The sequence below is a fragment of the Acrocarpospora sp. B8E8 genome, from assembly GCF_039871605.1.
GTDB classification, from domain to species: Bacteria; Actinomycetota; Actinomycetes; order Streptosporangiales; family Streptosporangiaceae; genus Acrocarpospora; species Acrocarpospora macrocephala.
In genome coordinates this window covers 29,211-48,111 of sequence record NZ_JBDPLV010000079.1, presented here as the reverse complement: position 1 = coordinate 48,111, position 18,901 = coordinate 29,211, and the positions used below count along the sequence as shown (strand labels likewise).

At 70.1% G+C, this 18,901-nt stretch carries 12 protein-coding genes; 7 read left to right on the top strand and 5 right to left on the bottom strand.

What is annotated here, in order from left to right:
* Nucleotides 1–441 precede the first annotated feature (441 nt).
* On the top strand, nt 442–6,018 hold the full coding sequence (locus ABGB08_RS45620; protein ID WP_347604014.1) for an FtsK/SpoIIIE domain-containing protein: 5,577 nt from the start codon (nt 442–444) through the stop codon (nt 6,016–6,018).
* Here ABGB08_RS45620 and ABGB08_RS45615 read toward each other — a convergent pair.
* Nucleotides 6,015–6,287: a WXG100 family type VII secretion target gene (locus ABGB08_RS45615; protein ID WP_155360510.1), complete on the bottom strand. Its 273-nt coding sequence runs from the start codon at nt 6,285–6,287 to the stop codon at nt 6,015–6,017. The two genes, ABGB08_RS45620 and ABGB08_RS45615, sit on opposite strands and share 4 nt — an antisense overlap.
* A gap of 285 nt (nt 6,288–6,572) precedes the next feature.
* Between ABGB08_RS45615 and ABGB08_RS45610 the strand changes: the two genes are divergently transcribed.
* From ABGB08_RS45610 to ABGB08_RS45600, 3 genes are all read left to right on the top strand, one after another.
* Nucleotides 6,573–8,324, top strand: a complete 1,752-nt coding sequence (locus ABGB08_RS45610; protein WP_347604012.1) for a biotin carboxylase N-terminal domain-containing protein — start codon at nt 6,573–6,575, stop codon at nt 8,322–8,324.
* Nucleotides 8,325–8,419: 95 nt separating this feature from the next.
* Nucleotides 8,420–9,799: a hypothetical protein gene (locus ABGB08_RS45605; RefSeq protein ID WP_347604010.1), complete on the top strand. Its 1,380-nt coding sequence runs from the start codon at nt 8,420–8,422 to the stop codon at nt 9,797–9,799.
* Nucleotides 9,800–9,898: 99 nt separating this feature from the next.
* On the top strand, nt 9,899–11,140 hold the full coding sequence (locus ABGB08_RS45600) for a pentapeptide repeat-containing protein (protein ID WP_347604008.1): 1,242 nt from the start codon (nt 9,899–9,901) through the stop codon (nt 11,138–11,140).
* Here ABGB08_RS45600 and ABGB08_RS45595 read toward each other — a convergent pair.
* Nucleotides 11,137–12,528, bottom strand: a complete 1,392-nt coding sequence (locus ABGB08_RS45595; RefSeq protein WP_347604006.1) for an NAD(P)H-quinone dehydrogenase — start codon at nt 12,526–12,528, stop codon at nt 11,137–11,139. The genes ABGB08_RS45600 and ABGB08_RS45595 overlap by 4 nt on opposite strands.
* A 141-nt stretch (nt 12,529–12,669) precedes the next feature.
* Between ABGB08_RS45595 and ABGB08_RS45590 the strand changes: the two genes are divergently transcribed.
* The 3 genes from ABGB08_RS45590 to ABGB08_RS45580 all read left to right on the top strand — a co-directional run bounded on the left by ABGB08_RS45590 (nt 12,670) and on the right by ABGB08_RS45580 (nt 15,710).
* Nucleotides 12,670–13,122, top strand: a complete 453-nt coding sequence (locus ABGB08_RS45590) for a gamma-glutamylcyclotransferase (RefSeq protein WP_155360516.1) — start codon at nt 12,670–12,672, stop codon at nt 13,120–13,122.
* Nucleotides 13,123–13,275: 153 nt separating this feature from the next.
* Entirely contained in the window at nt 13,276–14,079 is an 804-nt protein-coding gene (locus tag ABGB08_RS45585) for a purine-nucleoside phosphorylase (protein ID WP_347604003.1), read from the top strand.
* A complete protein-coding gene (locus tag ABGB08_RS45580; RefSeq protein WP_347604001.1) occupies nt 14,076–15,710 on the top strand; it encodes a phospho-sugar mutase in 1,635 nt (544 codons plus the stop codon). The genes ABGB08_RS45585 and ABGB08_RS45580 overlap by 4 nt, the downstream gene beginning before the upstream one ends.
* Here ABGB08_RS45580 and ABGB08_RS45575 read toward each other — a convergent pair.
* The 3 genes from ABGB08_RS45575 to ABGB08_RS45565 are packed head-to-tail and all read right to left on the bottom strand — an operon-like array spanning nt 15,707 to nt 18,789.
* Complete coding sequence (locus ABGB08_RS45575; RefSeq protein ID WP_347603999.1) at nt 15,707–16,312, bottom strand: PH domain-containing protein; 606 nt, start codon at nt 16,310–16,312, stop codon at nt 15,707–15,709. The genes ABGB08_RS45580 and ABGB08_RS45575 overlap by 4 nt on opposite strands.
* Nucleotides 16,309–17,385, bottom strand: a complete 1,077-nt coding sequence (locus ABGB08_RS45570) for an adenosine deaminase (RefSeq protein ID WP_155360520.1) — start codon at nt 17,383–17,385, stop codon at nt 16,309–16,311. Before ABGB08_RS45570 ends, ABGB08_RS45575 begins: the two co-directional genes overlap by 4 nt.
* A 60-nt stretch (nt 17,386–17,445) precedes the next feature.
* Nucleotides 17,446–18,789, bottom strand: a complete 1,344-nt coding sequence (locus ABGB08_RS45565; protein WP_347603997.1) for an MFS transporter — start codon at nt 18,787–18,789, stop codon at nt 17,446–17,448.
* Between the last annotated feature and the right edge of the window lie 112 nt (nt 18,790–18,901).

Sequence of the window (18,901 nt, the reverse complement as noted above, 5' to 3'; positions counted from 1 at the left end):
CCCAGCGGGGGGGGGGGGGGCAAGAACCACGATGCCGTGGCTGCCATTCTCGTCCGCGCGACCACGGCGATGGCGGGGGCGGGCGGAGCCCGAGGGGAAACAGAGGGCTGGGTGGGTGGGAGAACCCCGGGCCCATCCGGGAGGCCATCCCGCCCAAAGTTATCCACAGGGGCGTTCAGTGAACGTGAAGGTGATTCGTGTTTATCAGAACGATTACGGGCACTTCATGCGCTGGTCGGACGCGGATTGGTCCGGGTTTGTCCACAGGGTCGGGAGTTATCCACAGCGATATCCACCGGTTCGAGCGGTCATCCACAGGGTGGCGTAGCGAGCTGTCCACAGGGGTGTTCAATGACTCGCGTGTTACCGGATCCGCATAACCCGAGTGGCCTTCGGGCTGCTTCTGTACCTTGACCCCGCCCCCCACCATTGGAGCCGCAGATGCGGATAGCGATCACTGTGGTCGGCAGCCCCGGGACCGTCGCCAACCGGGATGTCATCGTCGAAGGGGACGAGAGCACGACCGTCGCCGCGCTGGCCAGGGCGTTGGAAAACCCGAATTCGCGGCCGTCGAACGTGGTGCGCCTGCCGCGCGCGCGAGCGCCGTACGGGATGGATCGCGAAGCCCAGGAACCGGCCCACACGGAGGTGTGGCTGGACGGGCAGCGGCTTGACCCGGCGGCACGGGTCTTCGGGCTGCTCCGGGAGGGCGATCGGATCGCGCTGGACCGGCGGGCGGCGATGGCGACGGTCATTGAAGAGCCCGCAGGGATGGTGGAGTTGCGTGTCGTCGGGGGCCCGGGGGCGGGGGCGGTGCACCGGCTTGGCCTGGGCACACATGTGATCGGATCGGATCCGGCGTGCGCGGTGACCGTGCCGGATCCGGGCCTGGGAGCCGAGGCGGTCATCATCCGCCTGGTTCCCTCGGGGATCACCGTCGAGGCCGGATCATCGTTCAGAACCCCGCCAGACCCCGCAAAACCCACAACGAGATCTTCATCCAGATCTCCGATAAACCCTCCGTCAACGTCCTCACCACATTCTTCACCCAAGCGCCCCAACAGCTTCGCAGGCGGATCTTCGACCAAAGATCCAACCGGACTTCGGGGAAGCACGACCGGCTTCTCAGCCGATGATCCGGCCTACCCTTCGGGGAGCGCGGGCGGATCTTCAGCCAACCCCCGAGGGCACTCTTCAGGAGAGGCCGGCGGATCTTCCGCCAATGCTCGGGCCCTCTCTACGGGAGGCGCAGGCCAGGCTCCGACGCTGGACGGGGAGCCGGTTGGCGCGCCTGTCGCCTGGGGTGAGGGGGTGATGCTGGCGTGTGGCAATTCGGTGTTCTCTGTTGGCGCGATCGAGCCGCCGGACGCCCATCTGGACGCGTTGCCTGATGGCGGGCTCGCCTACAACCGGCCGCCACGGTTGCGGTTGCCGGAGCGGGTGGTGTCGTTCGCGGTGCCGCAGGAGCCGAAACGTGCCGAGGGCATGCGGCTGCAGCTGCTGGCGGCGTTCCTGCCGGCGGTGTTCGGCGTGGTCATGGCGGTTGTCTTTAACGCCTGGTACTTCCTATTGATCGCGTTCATGACCCCCATGATCATGATCGGCCAGTGGATCAGCGACCGCAGGCACGGGCGCAAGCAGCACCGCCAGGCGCTCAAGGAGTTCCGCCAGGAGACCGAGGATTTCACCCGACGCGTCGACGCCGCGCGCACCGAGAACGAGAAGGCGCGGCGGGCTGCCGCCCCAGACCCCGCCGAGCTGCTGCTGACCGCGACCGGCCCCCGGCGGCGACTCTGGGAGCGCAGAACCCACGATCAGGACGCGCTGCGCCTCCGCGTCGGCCTCGCGGACCTGCCCGCCGAGATCGAGTTCGAACCGGCCCAGCAGGACCCGCCGACCGCACGCAACGTCCCGGTCGCGCTGGCGATGCGCCGCCTGGGGGTGGCCGGACTCACCGGCCCCAGGCGGGTCGCGCTCGGCACGGCCCGCTGGCTGGTCGGCCAGGCCGCGGCCCTGCACAGCCCCCGCGACCTGGCCATCGTCGTCATCTCCGCCCACCCCGACGGCGCCGACCAGTGGGGCTGGGTCCGCTGGCTCCCGCACTGCGTCACCCACGTCACCGACAGCGTCGCCCTCATCGGCGCCGACCCGGACGCCGCGGCCCGCCGGGTCGCCGAACTGGCCGCGCTGATCACCGAACGCCTGGACGAGGAGAACGCCCCACTCCTGCGCCCCGGCCGCCTCACCGGCGGCCCCGCTGGCTGGAACGAGCTCGGCCGGGGAACCCCGCGACCCGCGGAACCCACATTCGGCACCTACGACGAGCGCCCCTACGACGTCCTCGTCGTGCTGGACGGCGCGCAGGTGCTGCGCGGCCTCCCGGGCATGCCGCAGGTGCTCAGGCAAGGCCCACCCGCCGGGGTCTACACGATCGCCATCGACGACGACCAGGCGCTACTCCCCGAGGAGTGCGCCACCGTGGTCTCCTGCGCCCAGGGCGGCACCCTGCGGCTCCGCGGCGGCGGCCTGGACGCCCTCGGCCGGATCCGCGCCGACCAGGTCTCCGCCCGCTGGGCGGACCGGATGGCCCGGGCCCTGGCCCCGCTGCGCGATGTGAGCCGCGACGACGACGCCACCGCGCTCCCCTCGGCCGCCCGCCTGCTCGACCTGATCGACCTCACCAAACCCCCCGGCCGGGGCACCCGCGCCATCATCGGCATCGGCCCCGAAGGTCCGTACGCGGTGGACCTGCGCCGGGACGGCCCGCACGCCCTGATCGCCGGAACCACCGGCGCGGGCAAGTCCGAACTCCTGCAGACGCTGATCAGCTCCCTGGCCGTGGCCAACCGCCCCGACGAGATGACATTCGTCCTGATCGACTACAAAGGCGGCGCCGCCTTCAAAGAGTGTGTACGGCTCCCGCACACCGTCGGCATGGTCAGCGACCTGGACGGCCACCTCACCCAGCGCGCCCTGACCTCCCTGGCCGCCGAGATCCGCCGCCGCGAACGCCTACTCCTGGACGCGGGCGCGAAGGACATCGACGACTACCTGGAGGCCAGGGACGCCGCCGAACGCGGCACGACCTGGGTCCTCGGCGCCTCCGGCGTGACCCAGACCAAGGTCACCGGCCTGTTCGACCGGCCGAGCGCGGGCGCGGTCTGGACGACCGCGAAGGACCAGCTGCCCCCGCTCCCCCGGCTGGTACTGATCATCGACGAGTTCGCGGCCCTGGTGGCCGAGCTCCCCGACTTCGTGGACGGCCTGGTGGACATCGCCAGACGCGGCCGATCCCTCGGCATCCACCTGATTCTCGCCACCCAGCGCCCGGGCGGCGTCGTCACCGCCGACATCCAGGCCAACACCTCCCTGCGCATCGCCCTGCGCGTCACCGACACCCACGAATCCGCCGACGTGATCGACGGCCCCGAGGCCGCGCACATCCCGAAGACTCTGCCGGGCCGCTGCTACGTCCGCTCCGGCTCGGGCCCGGCGATCGCCGTGCAGGCCGCGCGGATCGGCGGCCGAGCCCCCGGCGGCGCGAACCCGAGCGGCGAGGTACGGATCAGTGACCTCCCATGGGCGGCCCTCGGCCACCCGCTGACCAGCCGGAATATCGAAATTTCCGGCACAACCGACCTGGCGAGGCTCGTCGACCAAGTCCGCACGGTCACCCGCTCGATCCCAGAACAGCCGAGCCCCTGGCTCCCGCCACTCCCCGACCAGGTCCTACTCCCCACCGGAAGCTCCACTGGAAACCCCTCCGGAAGCCCCATCGGGTTCTCGATCGGAAGCTCCACCGGAAGCGCCATCGGGCTTTCCGCCGGACTCCCCACCGGAAGCCCTTCCGGAAACCCCATCGGACTCGCCACCGGAGGCCCCTCCGGAAACCCAATCGGGCTCTCCACCGGAAGCTCCACCGGAAGCCCGTCCGGGCGGGCAGGCGAGATCCCGTTCGGTGTCTCGGACCTGCCGTGGGCCCAGCGGACCCGCCCGCTGACCCTCGGCACCGGCCACCTCCTCATCGCCGGCACCGCCAGAAGCGGGCGCTCCACCGCCCTGCGCACGATCGCGGGCTCGATCGCCGCCCACACCTCCGCCGACGACATGCACCTACACGTGATCGACTGCGGCTCAGGCGCCCTGCTGCCCCTGGTCGCCCTCCCGCACTGCGGCGCCGTCGTCACCCGCGACCAGCTGGACCGGGTGGAACGCCTGCTCACCCGCCTCCGCGCCGAAGTCGGCCGCCGCCAGCACGTGCTGGCCGACGCCGGTTACGCCTCCCTGGCCGAGGCCCGCGCGGGCGGCCTCCGCGAACCCTGGCTGACCCTGATGCTCGACCGCTGGGAAGGCTACGTCGCCGCCTTCGAGAACTACGACTACGGCCGCATGATCGACGCCATGCTCCAGCTGCTCCGCGAGGGCCCGGCCGTGGGGCTGCGCGCCGTAGTCACCTCCGACCGCTCCGGACTGCTCGGCCAGATCTCCACCGTCTTCGAGGACCGCCTGGTGCTCCGCCTGGCCGACCCCGCCGACTACGGCCTCGCCGGACTCCCGCCGAAGAACCTCCCCGCGAGCATGCCGAACGGCCGAGCGCTCGCCATGTCCGAGCAGGGCATCGTCGAAAGCCAGATCGCACTCCTGGCCGAAGACCCCTCAGGCCCAGCCCAAGTCGCGGCCCTCCAGGCCCTGGCCCGTGCGGCCAGCAAACCCCAGCACCAGCACCCCCTGCGGGTGGATGCCCTCCCCACCCGGATCACCGCGGCCCAGGTCATGGACCTGACCCCGGACTTCACCCCGCCATCCCCGCTGTGGACGTTGATCGGCGCGGGCGGCGACGCGCTCACCCCCTCGGGTCTCGACCTGCTGGCCCACGGCCCGGCCGCGGTCGTCGCCGGCCCTGCCCGCTCCGGCCGCTCCTCCACACTCCTGACAGCGGCCCAATCCTTCCTCGACCGAGGCGTCCCCGTCTTGATCATCGCCCCCCGCCGAAGCCCACTCCGAGAGCTCCGCGGCGTCCTGGCCGTTCTGGACGGAAACGCCCGCAGCCTCCGCGAGGAGGCCACCGGCGAGGGCAGCTTCGGCGGCATCCCGGGCGCAATCGACCCCCTCGAACTCCTCGCCAAGCACACCAAGCAGAACAAAGCCAATCAGAGCAACGAAAACGGCGAAGAACAGGGCAAACACCAGGACATCGAACAAGACCCGACCCAGCGCAAGCAACCACAACAAGACCCGACCCAGGGCAAGCATCAAGGCTTTGAACAGGACGCGACCCAAGCCAAGCGCCAAGACATCGAACTAGACGCGACTCAAGCCAAGGATCAGGGCGTCGATCAGGGCGCGACTCAAGCCAGACATCAGGACATCGAAGCGGGCGCAACTCAGGGCACAGAACACCAGGAAGCGGGCACGGCCCAGGGCACGTATCAGGACATCGAACCGGACGCGAGCCGAGCTAGGCATCAGGACGTCGAGCAGGGCGCCCAAGGGAGACGTCAGGGCGTCGAACCGGGCGCGGCTCAAGGCAAGGAACAGCACGAACAAGGCGCGGCGCACGGCAAGGGATCGGATCACGCGCAAGCCGCGCCCCAGGGCGAAGAATCGGACCAGGCGCAAGGCGTGGCCGAAGGCAACGGACTGGACGACGAACAAGGCGCGGGGCAGGGCAGGGAGCAGGGGCGATACGTCGTGATCGTGGATGACGCTGAGTTGATTTCGCCGGATTCGGCGTTGGGCTCCGCGCTGGACGAGATCCTCCGGACCGCCCGCGACGGTGAGCACGGGCTGCTGATCGCGGGGACGACGGGGGATCTGGCCACGGCATACCGCAGCTTCGTGGCGGAGGCCCGGAAGTCGCGGACCGGCGTGCTGTTATCGGTGCAGAGCCCGGCCGACGGCGACCTGTTCAACGTCCGGCTGCCCCGGGGTGCGACCGGGGGCCCGCCGGGGCGCGGCCTGCTGGTTGTGTCGGGGAGTGCCACCCCCATCCAGGCCGCCGTCCCGAACCCGAGCTAGCGCGTGGCCGACTCGATGTTTCCTCGGTAGGTGTTGATCACCCGGGACGCCTCGTTGAGCTCTTCGGACATGCGCTGGAAGGCGGCGCGGTAGCTCTGCCAGGAATCCCGGAAGCGCTGCGCGCCTGCGCCGGTCCAGACGGTGCCGACCTTGGCCGCTTCGCGGTCCAGGCTCGCCATGGTCGCCCGGACCTGGTCTGCCTGCTGGGTGAACTGCGCGGCCATGCTCTGCATTTCCGCGGGATCGCCGCCGAGCAAGCTGTGACTCATCTCGTTTCCCTTCGCCGACGTTGGGGCGCCCCCACCGTAGATCTCGCAGACGGGAATTGCCCAGGTTATGCCCAGCGGTTATGAGAGCTGTCAGGAACTGTCGTCCATCCGTATGAGAGGGCGACAAAGTCAAAGAGCAAGGGGGCGCATCGGAAAAACACTAAGCCCCTGCCTACACTCCCCATGTCAGGGTTGTAGTCAGGGGAGGAGCTCCGGTGGAAAAGTCCCCAATCGCGCCGGCCCTCACGATCTACGTGCTCACGTTGTAGTCAGGGAGGAGCTCCAGTGGAAAAGGTCCTGATCGCCAATCGCGGTGAGATCGCCGTTCGGATCGCCCGCGCGTGCGCGGACGCGGGACTGGGCAGCGTCGCCGTCTACGCCGACCAGGACCTGGACGCGCTACACGTGAAGGTCGCCGGCGAGGCCCGCGCGCTGAACGGCCAGAGCCCGGCGGAGACGTACCTGGACATCGGCAAGCTGCTGGCGATCGCGCGGGAGACCGGCGCGGACGCGGTGCACCCCGGCTACGGCTTCCTGGCCGAGAATGCCGCCTTCGCCCAGGCTGTCCTGGACGCGGGGCTGACCTGGATCGGCCCGCCCCCGGCGGCGATCACCGCGCTCGGCGACAAGGTCCAGGCCAGGCACATCGCCCAGCGGGTCGGCGCGCCCCTGGTGGCGGGCACCGCTGACCCGGTCTCCGGCGTGGACGAAGTCGTCGCCTTCGCCGAGGAGCACGGCCTGCCAATCGCGATCAAGGCGGCTTTCGGCGGCGGCGGGCGCGGCCTCAAGGTGGCCAGAACCCTGACGGAGATCCCCAGCCTGTACGAATCGGCGGTCCGCGAGGCGGTGACCGCCTTCGGCCGGGGCGAATGTTTCGTGGAGCGCTACCTGGACCGCCCCCGGCACGTCGAGACCCAGTGCCTGGCCGACAGCCACGGCAACGTCGTCGTGGTCAGCACCCGGGACTGCTCGCTGCAGCGCCGCCACCAGAAGCTGGTCGAGGAGGCCCCGGCGCCGTTCCTGACCGACGACCAGCTCACCCTGCTGTACGACAGCTCCAAGGCCATCCTCCGCGAGGCCGGCTACGTCGGCGCCGGGACCTGCGAGTTCCTGGTCGGCCAGGACGGCACGATCTCGTTCCTCGAGGTGAACACCCGCCTCCAGGTGGAGCACCCGGTCACTGAGGAGGTGGCGGGCGTGGACCTGGTCCGCGAGATGTTCCGGATCGCCGACGGGGAGGCGCTCGGCTACGACGACCCCGTGCTGCGCGGCCACTCCATCGAATTCCGGATCAACGCGGAGGACGCGGGCCGCGGTTTCCTACCCGCGCCGGGCACGCTGGTCGCGATGCGCGCCCCGGCGGGCCCCGGAGTGCGGCTCGACTCCGGCTACGAGGCCGGGATGACCGTCCCCCAGTCGTTCGACTCCCTGGTGGCCAAGCTGATCGTGACCGGGGCGACCCGGCGGCAGGCCCTGGAGCGGGCCCGCCGGGCGCTGGCCGAGTTCGAGATCGACGGCATGCCGACCGTGCTGCCGTTCCATCGCGCGGTGGTCGACGACCCGGCGTTCACCGGCGAGCCGTTCGCGGTGCACACCCGGTGGATCGAGACCGAGTTCGTGAACCAGATCCCGCCGTACGCCGGGCCGGTCGAGGTGGCCGAGGCCGAGGGGCGGGAGCGGATCACCGTGGAGGTGGGCGGGAAACGGCTGGAGGTGGTGCTTCCGGCTGGGTTCGCGGGCGGTGGCCGTACCGAGACGAGGCAGGCGCAGCGGGCGCTCAGGCGGGCGGGTGGTGGGGCGAGGAAGGCGGCGGCGAGCGGGGACGCGCTGGTCAGCCCGATGCAGGGGACCATCGTGAAGGTGGTGTGCGCGGACGGGGACGCGGTGGCCGCCGGGGACATCATCGTGGTGCTGGAGGCGATGAAGATGGAGCAGCCGCTGACCGCGCACAAATCCGGCACGATCACCGGCCTGGCCGCGGCGGTCGGGCAGACGGTGACCGCCGGGTCGGTCATCTGTGAGATCAAGGAAGCGTGACCGTGCGTGGGTTCCTCATTCGCCGGATACGGTGGGGATGAGGGAACCATCGCGCATCGCCGTTCGTCCTGAAGGGCGAAGGAGGCCTGAAAGCCGTGACCAAGACCCATCCGCTGCGCCGCGTGGGGGCCGCCGCGGCGGCTCTGTTCGTCGGGCTGGCAGCGTTGTTCATGCTGAGCCCGGCGGCACGCGCCGCCGCCGCCCCACCTGACGTGGCAACCGCGTTGGCCAGCTGGCAGTCCGGAGACCCGCTCTTCGTCCTGTCCGGCTCGCCGCTCAACTCCGAGCAGCAGGCCGGAGTCCGCGAGGCGCTGAAGGGATCCAAGTCCAAGATCTACGGGGTGGCGCTGCCCGATGGCTCGGTCACCGAGGCCGAGGCGGGCCAGTTCATCACCCAGGCGATCGCCGCCCTGGACAAGGCGGGACGATCCGCTGCGACCGTGACCGTGCTGGACGGCATGAGCCTGTTCGCCGGATCCTCGGCGATTCCGACCGGCGCGCCCGCCGATCTGGCCACTCTGGCCACCGCCCACAACAGTGACGTCGTCGACGGCATGAAGGACTTCGTGAACCGGGTCAACCTGGTCGTCGGCGGCGAGCGGCGCGAGGCGCTGAGCACGAAGTCGATGGCCAACCCGGGCGCGGGCTCAGCCGCGATCTGGTACGGGCTGCTGGGCGTCGCCGTGATCGGCGGCGGTGGCCTGTGGCTCATCTCCCGCCGGATGAAGCGGCAGCGCGAGGCCAAGCAGGCCGCCGAGCTGGCCGCCGTCAAGGTGACGGTGGAGGAGGACGTGACCAAGTTCGGCGAGGAGATCACCGCGCTGGACCTGGATGCCCGCATGTTGCCCGCCGCCGGCACCGACACCGACTGGCAGCACGCGCTCGACTCCTACGAGAAGGCCAAGACCGAGCTGGCCGCGACCAAGCGCGCCGACGAGCTGCGCACGGTCACCGCCACGCTGGAGGACGGCCGCTACGCGCTGGCCGTGGTGAAGGCGAAGGTCAACAAGGAGCCGGTGCCGGAACGGCTGGCCCCCTGCTTCTTCAACCCGCAGCACGGGCCTTCGGTCCGCAACGTGCGCTGGGCTCCGCCCGGGGGCGCGCTACGGGACGTGCCCGCCTGCGCGATGGACGCCCAGGCCATCGAGCGGGGCTTCGACCCGCAGATGCGCGAGGTCGTGCTGCCGAACGGGCAGCGGGCGCCGTACTGGAACGCCGGTCCGGCCTACCAGCCGTATGCGTCGGGTTACTACGGCGGGTTCGACGGTGGCGGCCTGCTGACCGGCATGCTGGTCGGCACCATGCTCGGCAGCGCCTTCGGCGGCTGGGGCATGGGCGGGTACGGCGCGGGCTACGCCGACGGTGCGGCCGCTGACGGCGGCGGCGACTGGGGCGGCGGCGGCGACTTCGGCGGCGGCGGCGATTGGGGCGGCGGCGACTTCGGCGGCGGAGATTTCGGAGGCGGCGACTGGTAGGTCGCCGCAGGAGTGCAGCCGCCGCGCGATGGTCAAGGCGGCTGCAAGGGGACTGTAAGCGGCCGTGGGAGAATCTTGGTGTTCCCCCAGGAGGCCCTCGTGCGACGCATTACCCCCCGTGTCACCCCGCTCTTCGTCGCCTTACTCGCCGTGCTCATCACCGTCCTGGTGGGCATCGTGCTGGCGGTCATGCTGCCGGCGACGGCGGCCGAATCCGCGGCCCGTCCCTGTGCGGTCGGCAGCGGCCCCAACCTGAGCGGCAAACGTTTCACCCGGGTCGAGCAGCTGCCGGCCAACCTGCGCTGTGCCACGCTCACCAACGCGAAGCTGGACGAGCTCGATCTGACCCAGCGCGATCTGACCGGCGCGGTGCTGCGCGGCGCGTCGCTCAAGGAGGCCGACCTCACCCAGGCCCACCTGGAGTACGCGGACCTGCGCGGGGCCGACCTCACCTCGGCCGACCTCGGGCAGCTGGAGGCCAAGCAGGCCGACCTGCGCGGCGCGATCCTGATCGACGCCGAGGCGGGTCAGGCCGAGTTCCCGCACGCGGATCTCAGCAAGGCGGTGCTGGCCCGGGCGGTGCTCACCCAGGCCACCTTCACCAACGCCAAGCTGGTCGGGGCCGACCTCAACCAGGCCACGATGGGCCAGATCAAGGCGCGCACCGCGAACTTCAGCCAGGCGAAGATGAAGGACGTCAAGCTGGGGCAGGCTCAGCTCCAGCACACGGTGTTCAAGGATGCCGATCTGACCGGCGCCACCTTCACCCAGGCCGAATTGCAGGGCGCCGACTTCACCGGAGCGATCATCACGTCGGCCTCGTTCATCCAGGCCAGCGATGTGAACCTGACCGGAGCCCGGGGCGAGGGCACCAATGTCCCCTCCGACGCGGTCGTGGCTCCGGCGGAAGAGACCCAGGCAGCCGAGAACGAACCGCCAGTGTCAACCGATGTCCCCCGTTCCTCCGGCGGGATCTCCCCGGCTTTGATGGTGGTGCTGGTCAGCGCTTTCGGTCTGAGCATGACGCTGCTGATCTGGGGGCTCACCAGCGGGCGCAGGAAGCGCTCCCACGCCACGTTCGCGATGGCCAGGCACGCCGCCGAGGAGGATGTCACCCGGTTCGGCGAGGAGATCGACACGCTCGACTTCGAGATGAAGGTCAAGGCGGTGAGCGGGCCCAGTCATGACTGGCGGGCGGCGCTCGACGCGTACGAGGCGGCCAAGCAGGCCCTGATGCTGGCCCGCACACCCGGCGAGCTGCACGCGGCCGCGGCGGCCGTGCATCACGGGCGGATGGCGCTGCACCGGGTCAGAGCAAGCATGGGCAGGACCTACAGCTAGATCCCGGCGGTCAGTGGGGACATCAGGCGGCGGGCGGCTTCGGTGATCGAGCCGGACAGTGACGGGTAGACGGCGAACGTGTGGGCCAGTTGGTCCACCGTGAGCCGGTGTTGCACGGCCACCGACAGGGCCAGGATCAGTTCGGAGGCGCGTGGAGCGACGACCACACCGCCGAGCACGATGCCGGTGTTCGGGCGGCAGAACAGCTTGACGAAGCCGTCGTTGAAGCCCTGCATCTTGGCCCGCGCGTTGGTGGCGAGCGGCAGCTTGACGACCTTGGCCTCGATCTCCCCCGTCTCGACCTGCTTCTGCGACACGCCGACGGCGGCGATCTCCGGGTCGGTGAAGATGTTGGAGGCCACGGTGGCCAGCCGGATCGGCTGCACCGCCTCGCCGAGCGCGTGCCAGACCGCGATCCGGCCCTGCATGGCGGCCACCGAGGCGAGCATGAGCACGCCGGTGCAGTCCCCCGCCGCGTACACACCCGGCGCGGAGGTCCTGGACACCTTGTCCACCTCGATGAAGCCGTTGCGGTCGAGTTTGACGCCATTGTCCTCCAGGCCGATGCCGCCGGTGTTGGGCACCATGCCGACGGTCATCAGGCAGTGGGTGCCCTCGGCGGTCCTGCCGTCCTCCAGCGTGACGACCACGCCGTGCGCGGTGCGCTTGACCGAGGCGGCCCTGGACCGGCCCATCACGTTCATGCCGCGCCGCCGGTAGACGCCTTCGAGCACCTCGGCCGCGTCCGCGTCCTCGTTGGGCATCATCCGGTCGCGGCTGGAGACCAGCGTGACCTCAGATCCCAGCGACTGGTACGCCCCCGCGAATTCGGCCCCGGTCACCCCGGAGCCGACCACGATCAGGTGTTCCGGTAGTTCCGTCAGATCGTAAATCTGACGCCAGGTGAGGATGCGCTCACCGTCGGGCTCGGCGCCGACCAGCATCCGGGGAGTGGCGCCGGTGGCCACGATCACCACGTCGGCACGGATGGTGCGATTCCCCGCCCGCACCACCTGGGGCTCGACCAGCCGCCCCTGCGCCCGGATGACCTCCACGTTCTCGGCCGCGAGCCGGGCCGCGATGTCGGCGGACTGGGCGTGGGCGAGTTCCTTGACCCGGCCGTTGACCAGCGGCATGTCGGCCACCGCGCCGCCCACGTCGCCGTCCTCGCCGCCGGTGAAATACACCCCCAGCGATTCGGCGTCCAGCAGCGCCTGCTTGCGCACGGACGTGGCGATCAGGGTTTTCGACGGCACGCAGTCGGTCAGCACGCACGCGCCGCCGGGCCCGTCCTGTTCGACGACGGTCACCTGGGCGCCGAGCTGCGCGGCGACCAGCGCCGACTCGTAGCCGCCTGGCCCGCCGCCGATGATCACAATCCTCGTCACATACCCCATTCTCCCGCATCGGAAGGGTAGCTAACGTAGGGGGCGCGGGGATTGGACGCGCCATGCCGAAGGCGCGGCCATAACACGTGGAATACCCGCGGGCGGGCGTGGCGGGGAGATCTTGGATTAGGCTAGGTCGCTGTGCCTGTCTACGCAGCGTTCGCCAGCAACATGGATCCCAAGCAGATGGCTGAGCGTGCCCCGCACTCTCCGATGCGGGGCTCTGGCTGGCTGGTCGGCTGGCGGCTGACCTTCGGCGGTGAGGACGTGCACTGGGAAGGTGCCCTCGCCACCATCGTGGAAGACCGCGACGAGCAGGTCTTCGTCGTGCTGTACGACGTGCCCGAGTGGGACGAGGCCTCCCTGGACCGGTGGACGGGCCTCGAACTCGGCCTCTACAAGCGCGTCCGGCTGCGGGTGGCAACGCTGGACGGCGACGTGCTGGCCTGGGTCTACGTGCTTGACTCCTACGAGGGCGGCCTGCCCTCCGCCCGCTACCTGGGCATCATCGCGGACGCGGCGGAAAAGGCAGGCGCGCCGGACGACTACGTGAAGGACCTCCGAAGCCGCCCATGCAGTTCCCTGGGCAACTGAGCAGGGACATTGGCCGATCCTCCGGCACGGCGGGCTGTGCTTATGCCCGCGCGGCCAAGCCACCCATTGGGAAATTTCGCTGAAATTTCGGATGAATGATTCTGGCAGGTGGGGCGGCTGGGAGACTTCGTGCCGTTCTGTACGCTCGGTCCTGTGAGTAACGACGCGTATTCTCTCGCCGCCCAGGCCGCGGCCGCCCTCCAGGCCCGCACCGGTCTGGACGGTTTTGACGTGGCCCTGGTGATGGGGTCGGGCTGGGTGCCCGCCGCCGACGTGATCGGCGAGACGCTGGCCGAGGTGCCGGTGACCGAACTGCCCGGTTTCTCCGCGCCCGCCGTGGCCGGACACGCCGGCACCATCCGTGCGGTGCGCACCGAATCCGGCACCTACGCCCTGATCTTCCTGGGCCGCACCCACCTGTACGAGGGCCGCGGCGTCGAACCGGTCGTGCACGGCATCCGCACAGCCGCCGCCACCGGGGTGCGCGTGGTCGTGCTGACCAACGCGGCGGGCGGGCTGCGCCCGGAGACCCAGCGCGTCGGCGAGCCGGTGCTGATCAGCGACCACATCAACATGACCGGGGCCAACCCGCTCACCGGCTCCACCTTCCTCGACCTCACGAACGTGTATTCGCCCCGCCTGCGCGCCCTCGCCAAGGAGGCCGACCCGACCCTGGCCGAAGGCGTCTACGTGGCCTTCCGCGGCCCCACGTACGAGACGCCCGCCGAGATCCGGATGCTGCGCACGCTGGGCGGGGACATGATCGGCATGTCCACCGTGCTGGAGGCCATCGCGGCCCGCGAGGCCGGGGCCGAGGTGCTGGGCATCTCGCTGGTCACCAACCCGGGGGCGGGCCTGGTCGGCGAGCCGCTCAACCACGAAGAGGTCCTGGCGGTGGGCAAGGCGACCGCGAAACGCATGGGCGTCCTGCTCAGCGAGGTCGTCAACAAACTATGAACATGGATCTCGAACTGCTGGCGGCCGACTGGCTCGCCCAGGACCCCGACCCCGTGACCCGGGCCGAGCTGGCGGGCCTGCTGGACGACCCGGAGGCGCTGCGCGACCGGTTCGGCGCCAAGCTGGAGTTCGGCACGGCCGGGCTGCGCGGCGAGCTGGGCGCGGGGCCGAACCGGATGAACCGGGTCACGGTGATGCGCGCGGCGGCGGGCCTGGCGGCCGTGCTGGGCCCCGGCAAGCTGGTCGTGGTCGGCTTCGACGCGCGGCACAACTCCGACGTCTTCGCCCGCGACACGGCCGCGGTGCTCACCGGCGCGGGCCTGCGCGTCGCGGTGATGGGCGACCGCTACCCGACTCCGGTCCTGGCCTTCGCGGTACGGCACCTGCGCGCGGACGCCGGCGTCATGGTCACCGCCTCGCACAATCCACCCCGCGACAACGGCTACAAGGTCTACTGGGGGGACGGCGCCCAGATCGTGCCGCCGCAGGACACCGAGATCTCCCAGGCGATCGACGCGGTCGGCCGGGTGGACGAGCTCCCGCTGGGGGACGGCTGGCGGACGCTCGGGCAGGCGGCGATCCTGGAGCCGTACCTGGAGGCGGTGACCTCGCTCGCGCTGGGGAACGCGCGGGAGTTGCGGGTCGCGTACACGCCGTTGCACGGGGTGGGCGGGTCGACGCTGGCGGCGGCGTTCATCGCGGCCGGGTTCAAGTCTCCGATGATCGTCGGGGCGCAGCATCGGCCGGATCCGGATTTTCCCACCGTGGCGTTCCCGAATCCGGAGGAGCCGGGGGCGATGGATCTGGCTCTTGAGCTGGCGTCCGCGCCCGCCGTACGGGCCGACATCGTGATCGCCAACGATCCGGACGCGGACCGCTGCGCGGTGGGGGCACGGCTGCCGGACGGGCGGTTCCGGATGCTGACCGGCGACGAGGTGGGCGGCCTGCTCGGCGAGCACGTGCTGCGCACCACGTCAGGGCAGGACAGGCTGGTGGCCACCACGATCGTGTCGTCGTCGCTGCTCGGCCGCATCGCCGACGCGTACGGCGTGCCCTACCGGGAAACCCTCACCGGCTTCAAATGGATCATGAAGGCGGGCCCTGGACTGATCTACGGCTACGAGGAGGCCCTGGGCTACAGCGTCGGCTCGGACGCGGGCCTGCCGGTCCACGACAAGGACGGCATCAGCGCCGCCCTGACCATCGGCGCGATCGCCGCCCAGGCCAAACGAGACGGCCGCACCCTGCTCGACCTCCTGGACGACCAGGCCAGAAAGTACGGCCTGCACGCCACGTCCCAACTCTCGTTCCGCGTCGAGGATCTGTCCTTGATCACGAAGGCGATGCACCGGCTCCGCACCACACCCCCGGCCGAACTGGGCGGCCGGAAGGTCGAATCAGCCGAGGACCTGTCATCGGGAGCAGGCGGGCTGCCACCCACCGACGGCCTGCGCTACCGCCTAGCGGGAGGCGCACGCGTCGTGGTCCGTCCGAGCGGAACCGAACCCAAACTCAAGTGCTACCTGGAGGTCGTCCTCCCGGTAACCGGCGACGTGGCGACCACCCGCGCCCAGGCCGCGCAAGACCTCAGCGCCCTCAAACAGGACATCGCCGAAGCCTTGGGCCTCTAGAACGCCAATGAGATCGCGGCGGCAACGACCAGGACAGCGGTCGCGATAGCCGCGGCGATCGCATACGGCGACCAGATCACGCTGGCCTCTCCGGTCGTCTTGCGCTTGTTCTTCTCGGCCAGCGCGCGGATCTGCTCGGCCACCCAGTCGGCGTGCGTCCGCCCCGCCATCGCCTCGGCGGCGGCCTGCTCGCCCTTCGTCCGTACCGGCTCCGACGTCGGATAACGCCCGGACCGCCGGGAGGAACCGCCCTGCCGGACCGATTTCGCCCGCTCCCGCGCGGACGGCTGCGGCGTCCAGCACCGCACGGTCAGCTCCCCCGCCCTGATCGTGATCGCGTTCGACACCTCGACGCCGTCCACCGTGTTCCACGGCACGAACGCGGTACGGAACGGATTGCGAACCCGGACCCCGCCCTCCTCGGTGATCGTCGCAGGCCGCAGCGACATCACGAAGACCAGGAACGTGATCACGCCCAGCACCGCGCCGACCACCAGCGCGGTCGGCATCGTCCCCCGGGCGATCAGGTCCGCCGTGTTCAGCGCGGCGAACGCCAGCCAGACCCAGCCGAATATCCAGGACGCCGTCGACCGGTAGGTCATGCGCGCCACTTGAGCTGCGCGAACCCGGGCTTGATCACTCCGTTGATCAGCGCCAGCCGCTCGTCGAACGGGATGAAGGCCGACTTCATCGCGTTGACCGTGAACCACTGCAGGTCATCCCAGTCGTACCCGAACGCCTCGACCAGCTTGTGGAACTCCAGGGACACCGAGGTGGCGCTCATCAACCGGTTGTCGGTGTTGACCGTGACCCGGAAGTACAGGCGGCGGAGCAGCCCGATCGGATGCGCGGCGATGGAGGCGGCGGCGCCGGTCTGCAGGTTGGAGGTGGGGGCCATCTCCAGCGGGATGCGCTTGTCCCGGACGTAAGCCGCGAGCCTGCCCAGTTTGGCCTCGCCGTCCTCCGCCACCGCGATGTCGTCGATGATGCGCACGCCGTGGCCGAGCCGGTCGGCGCCGCACCACTGGATCGCCTGCCAGATCGAGGGGAGCCCGAAGCCCTCACCGGCGTGGATGGTGAAGTGCGCGTTCTCGCGCTGCAGGTACTCGAACGCGTCCAGGTGCCGGGTGGGCGGGTAGCCGGCCTCGGCGCCGGCGATGTCGAAGCCGACCACGCCCACGTCCCGGTACCGCACGGCCAGTTCCGCGATCTCCATCGACCTGGCCTGGTGGCGCATCGCGGTGAGCAGCGCGACGACCCTGATGTCCCGGCCCTGGCAGCCGATCCTGAAGCCCTCGTTGACCGCGGTGACGACCTGGTCCAGGCTGAGCCCGCCGGAGGTGTGCAGCTCGGGCGCGTACCGCACCTCGGCGTAGACGACGCCGTCGTCGGCGAGGTCCTCCGCGCACTCGGCCGCGCACCTGATCAGCGCCTCCCGGGACTGCATGACCCCCACGGTGTGCGCGAAGGTCTCCAGATACCGCTCCAGCGATCCCGAATCCGACGCCTCCTGGAACCACTGGGCCAGGGTGGCCGGATCGGTCGAGGGCAGCTTGTCGTAGCCGGATTCCCGGGCCAGATCGATGATCGTGTCCGTCCGCAGTCCGCCGTCGAGATGGTCGTGGAGCAGGACCTTCGGAGCCTGGCGGATCTCCTCAAGAGTGGGCTGGGTCATCCAGGCATCCTACCGCCACCTGCGAAAACAACGATCTAGCAGAGTTTGCCGAAGGACGGATCAAACGGTTTCGAGCACCTTTTCCTGCTGGTCCGGCTCCTTGACGGACCGGAAGCGCAGCCCGCTGATCGCCACGCCGAGCCCGACCAGCGCGAACACCACCGAGATCACGACCGCCGAGCGGAAGGTGGCGATCGGGTCCCCGGACCCCGTGGTCAGCACCGCCGTCACGATCGCCAGCACCACCGCCCCGCCGACCTGCCCCGAGGTGTTGAGCAGCCCCGACGCCAGCCCCTGCTCGTCGTCGTGCACCCCCGCCACCGCCTGGATGTTCAGCGACGGGAACGACAGCGCGAACGCGATCCCCAGCAGCACCATGCCCGGGAACACCAGCCCCCAGAAGCTGGGCGTCTCGTCGACGCGCAGGAACATGGCGTATCCGGCGATCAGCGCGACCGTGCCGACCGCGATCAGCCTGCCGGTGCCGAACCGGTCCGCCAGGCTGCCGATCTTGGTGGAGGTGATCGCCACCAGCAGCCCCGCCGGCAGGAACGCCAGCGCGGTCTCCAGCGCCGACCAGCCGAGCATGTTCTGGAAGTACTGCATGGCCGCGAACTGGAACGCGATGTACGACCCGAAAAGGATCATGATCCCGATATTGGCCCGGGCCAGGTGTCCGGCCCGGAGGATGCCGAGGCGGATGAGCGGATGCCGTACCCGGCGTTCCAGCCAGAGGAAGAGGGCCAGGAGTCCGAGTGACGCGGCCCCCGTCAGAGCCGTACGCGTCACGCTGACCTCTGGCGCCTCCACCACGGTGAACACCAGCAGCAGCATGGAGGCCGTGATGGTGATCGCCCCCAGCACGTCGTAGCCGCCCTCGGCGCGGTGGTCGTTCCTCGGGATCAAGCGGCTGCCCAGGAACAGCGCCAGCAGCGCCACCGGGACCGGGCTCAGGAACGTCCACCGCCAGCCCAATTCGGTCAGGAAGCCGGACAGCACGAGCCCGAGGGAGAACCCGCTGGCCGCGCACGCGGTGAAGATGCTCAGCGCCCGGTTCCTGGCGGGCCCTTCCGCGAACGTGGTGGTGATGATCGACAACGCCGCCGGGGCCGTGAACGCCGCACTGACCCCCTTCACGAACCGCGCCGCGATCAGCAGCGCGCCATTGTCGACCAGCCCGCCCAGCAGGGAGGCCCCCGCGAACACCCCCAGCGCGACGAGCAGCACCCGCCGCCGTCCTAGCAGATCAGCCGTCCGACCACCAAGAAGCAGCAAACCCCCATAACCCAGCACATAGCCACTGACCACCCATTGCAGAGAGGCCGTCGACATCCCCAGCTCGGCCTGGATGGACGGCAACGCCACGCCGACCATCGAGACATCGAGCCCATCTAGAAAGACCACAGCACAGAGAACGGCGAGCAGCCCCCAGAGGGCGGCCCCCCATCGCTGATCTCGGGCAGATGATTCCATGGCCGGGACATTACATGCACATGCATTCAATGCACAAGCATTT

Excerpts from the sequence above, each read along its gene's own strand:
- ABGB08_RS45620 (WP_347604014.1), top strand. The coding sequence starts at position 442 with ATGCGGATAGCGATCACTGTGGTCGGCAGCCCCGGGACCGTCGCCAAC.
- ABGB08_RS45615 (WP_155360510.1), bottom strand. The coding sequence starts at position 6,287 with ATGAGTCACAGCTTGCTCGGCGGCGATCCCGCGGAAATGCAGAGCATG.
- ABGB08_RS45580 (WP_347604001.1), top strand. The coding sequence starts at position 14,076 with ATGAACATGGATCTCGAACTGCTGGCGGCCGACTGGCTCGCCCAGGAC.
- ABGB08_RS45575 (WP_347603999.1), bottom strand. The coding sequence starts at position 16,312 with ATGACCTACCGGTCGACGGCGTCCTGGATATTCGGCTGGGTCTGGCTG.
- ABGB08_RS45570 (WP_155360520.1), bottom strand. The coding sequence starts at position 17,385 with ATGACCCAGCCCACTCTTGAGGAGATCCGCCAGGCTCCGAAGGTCCTG.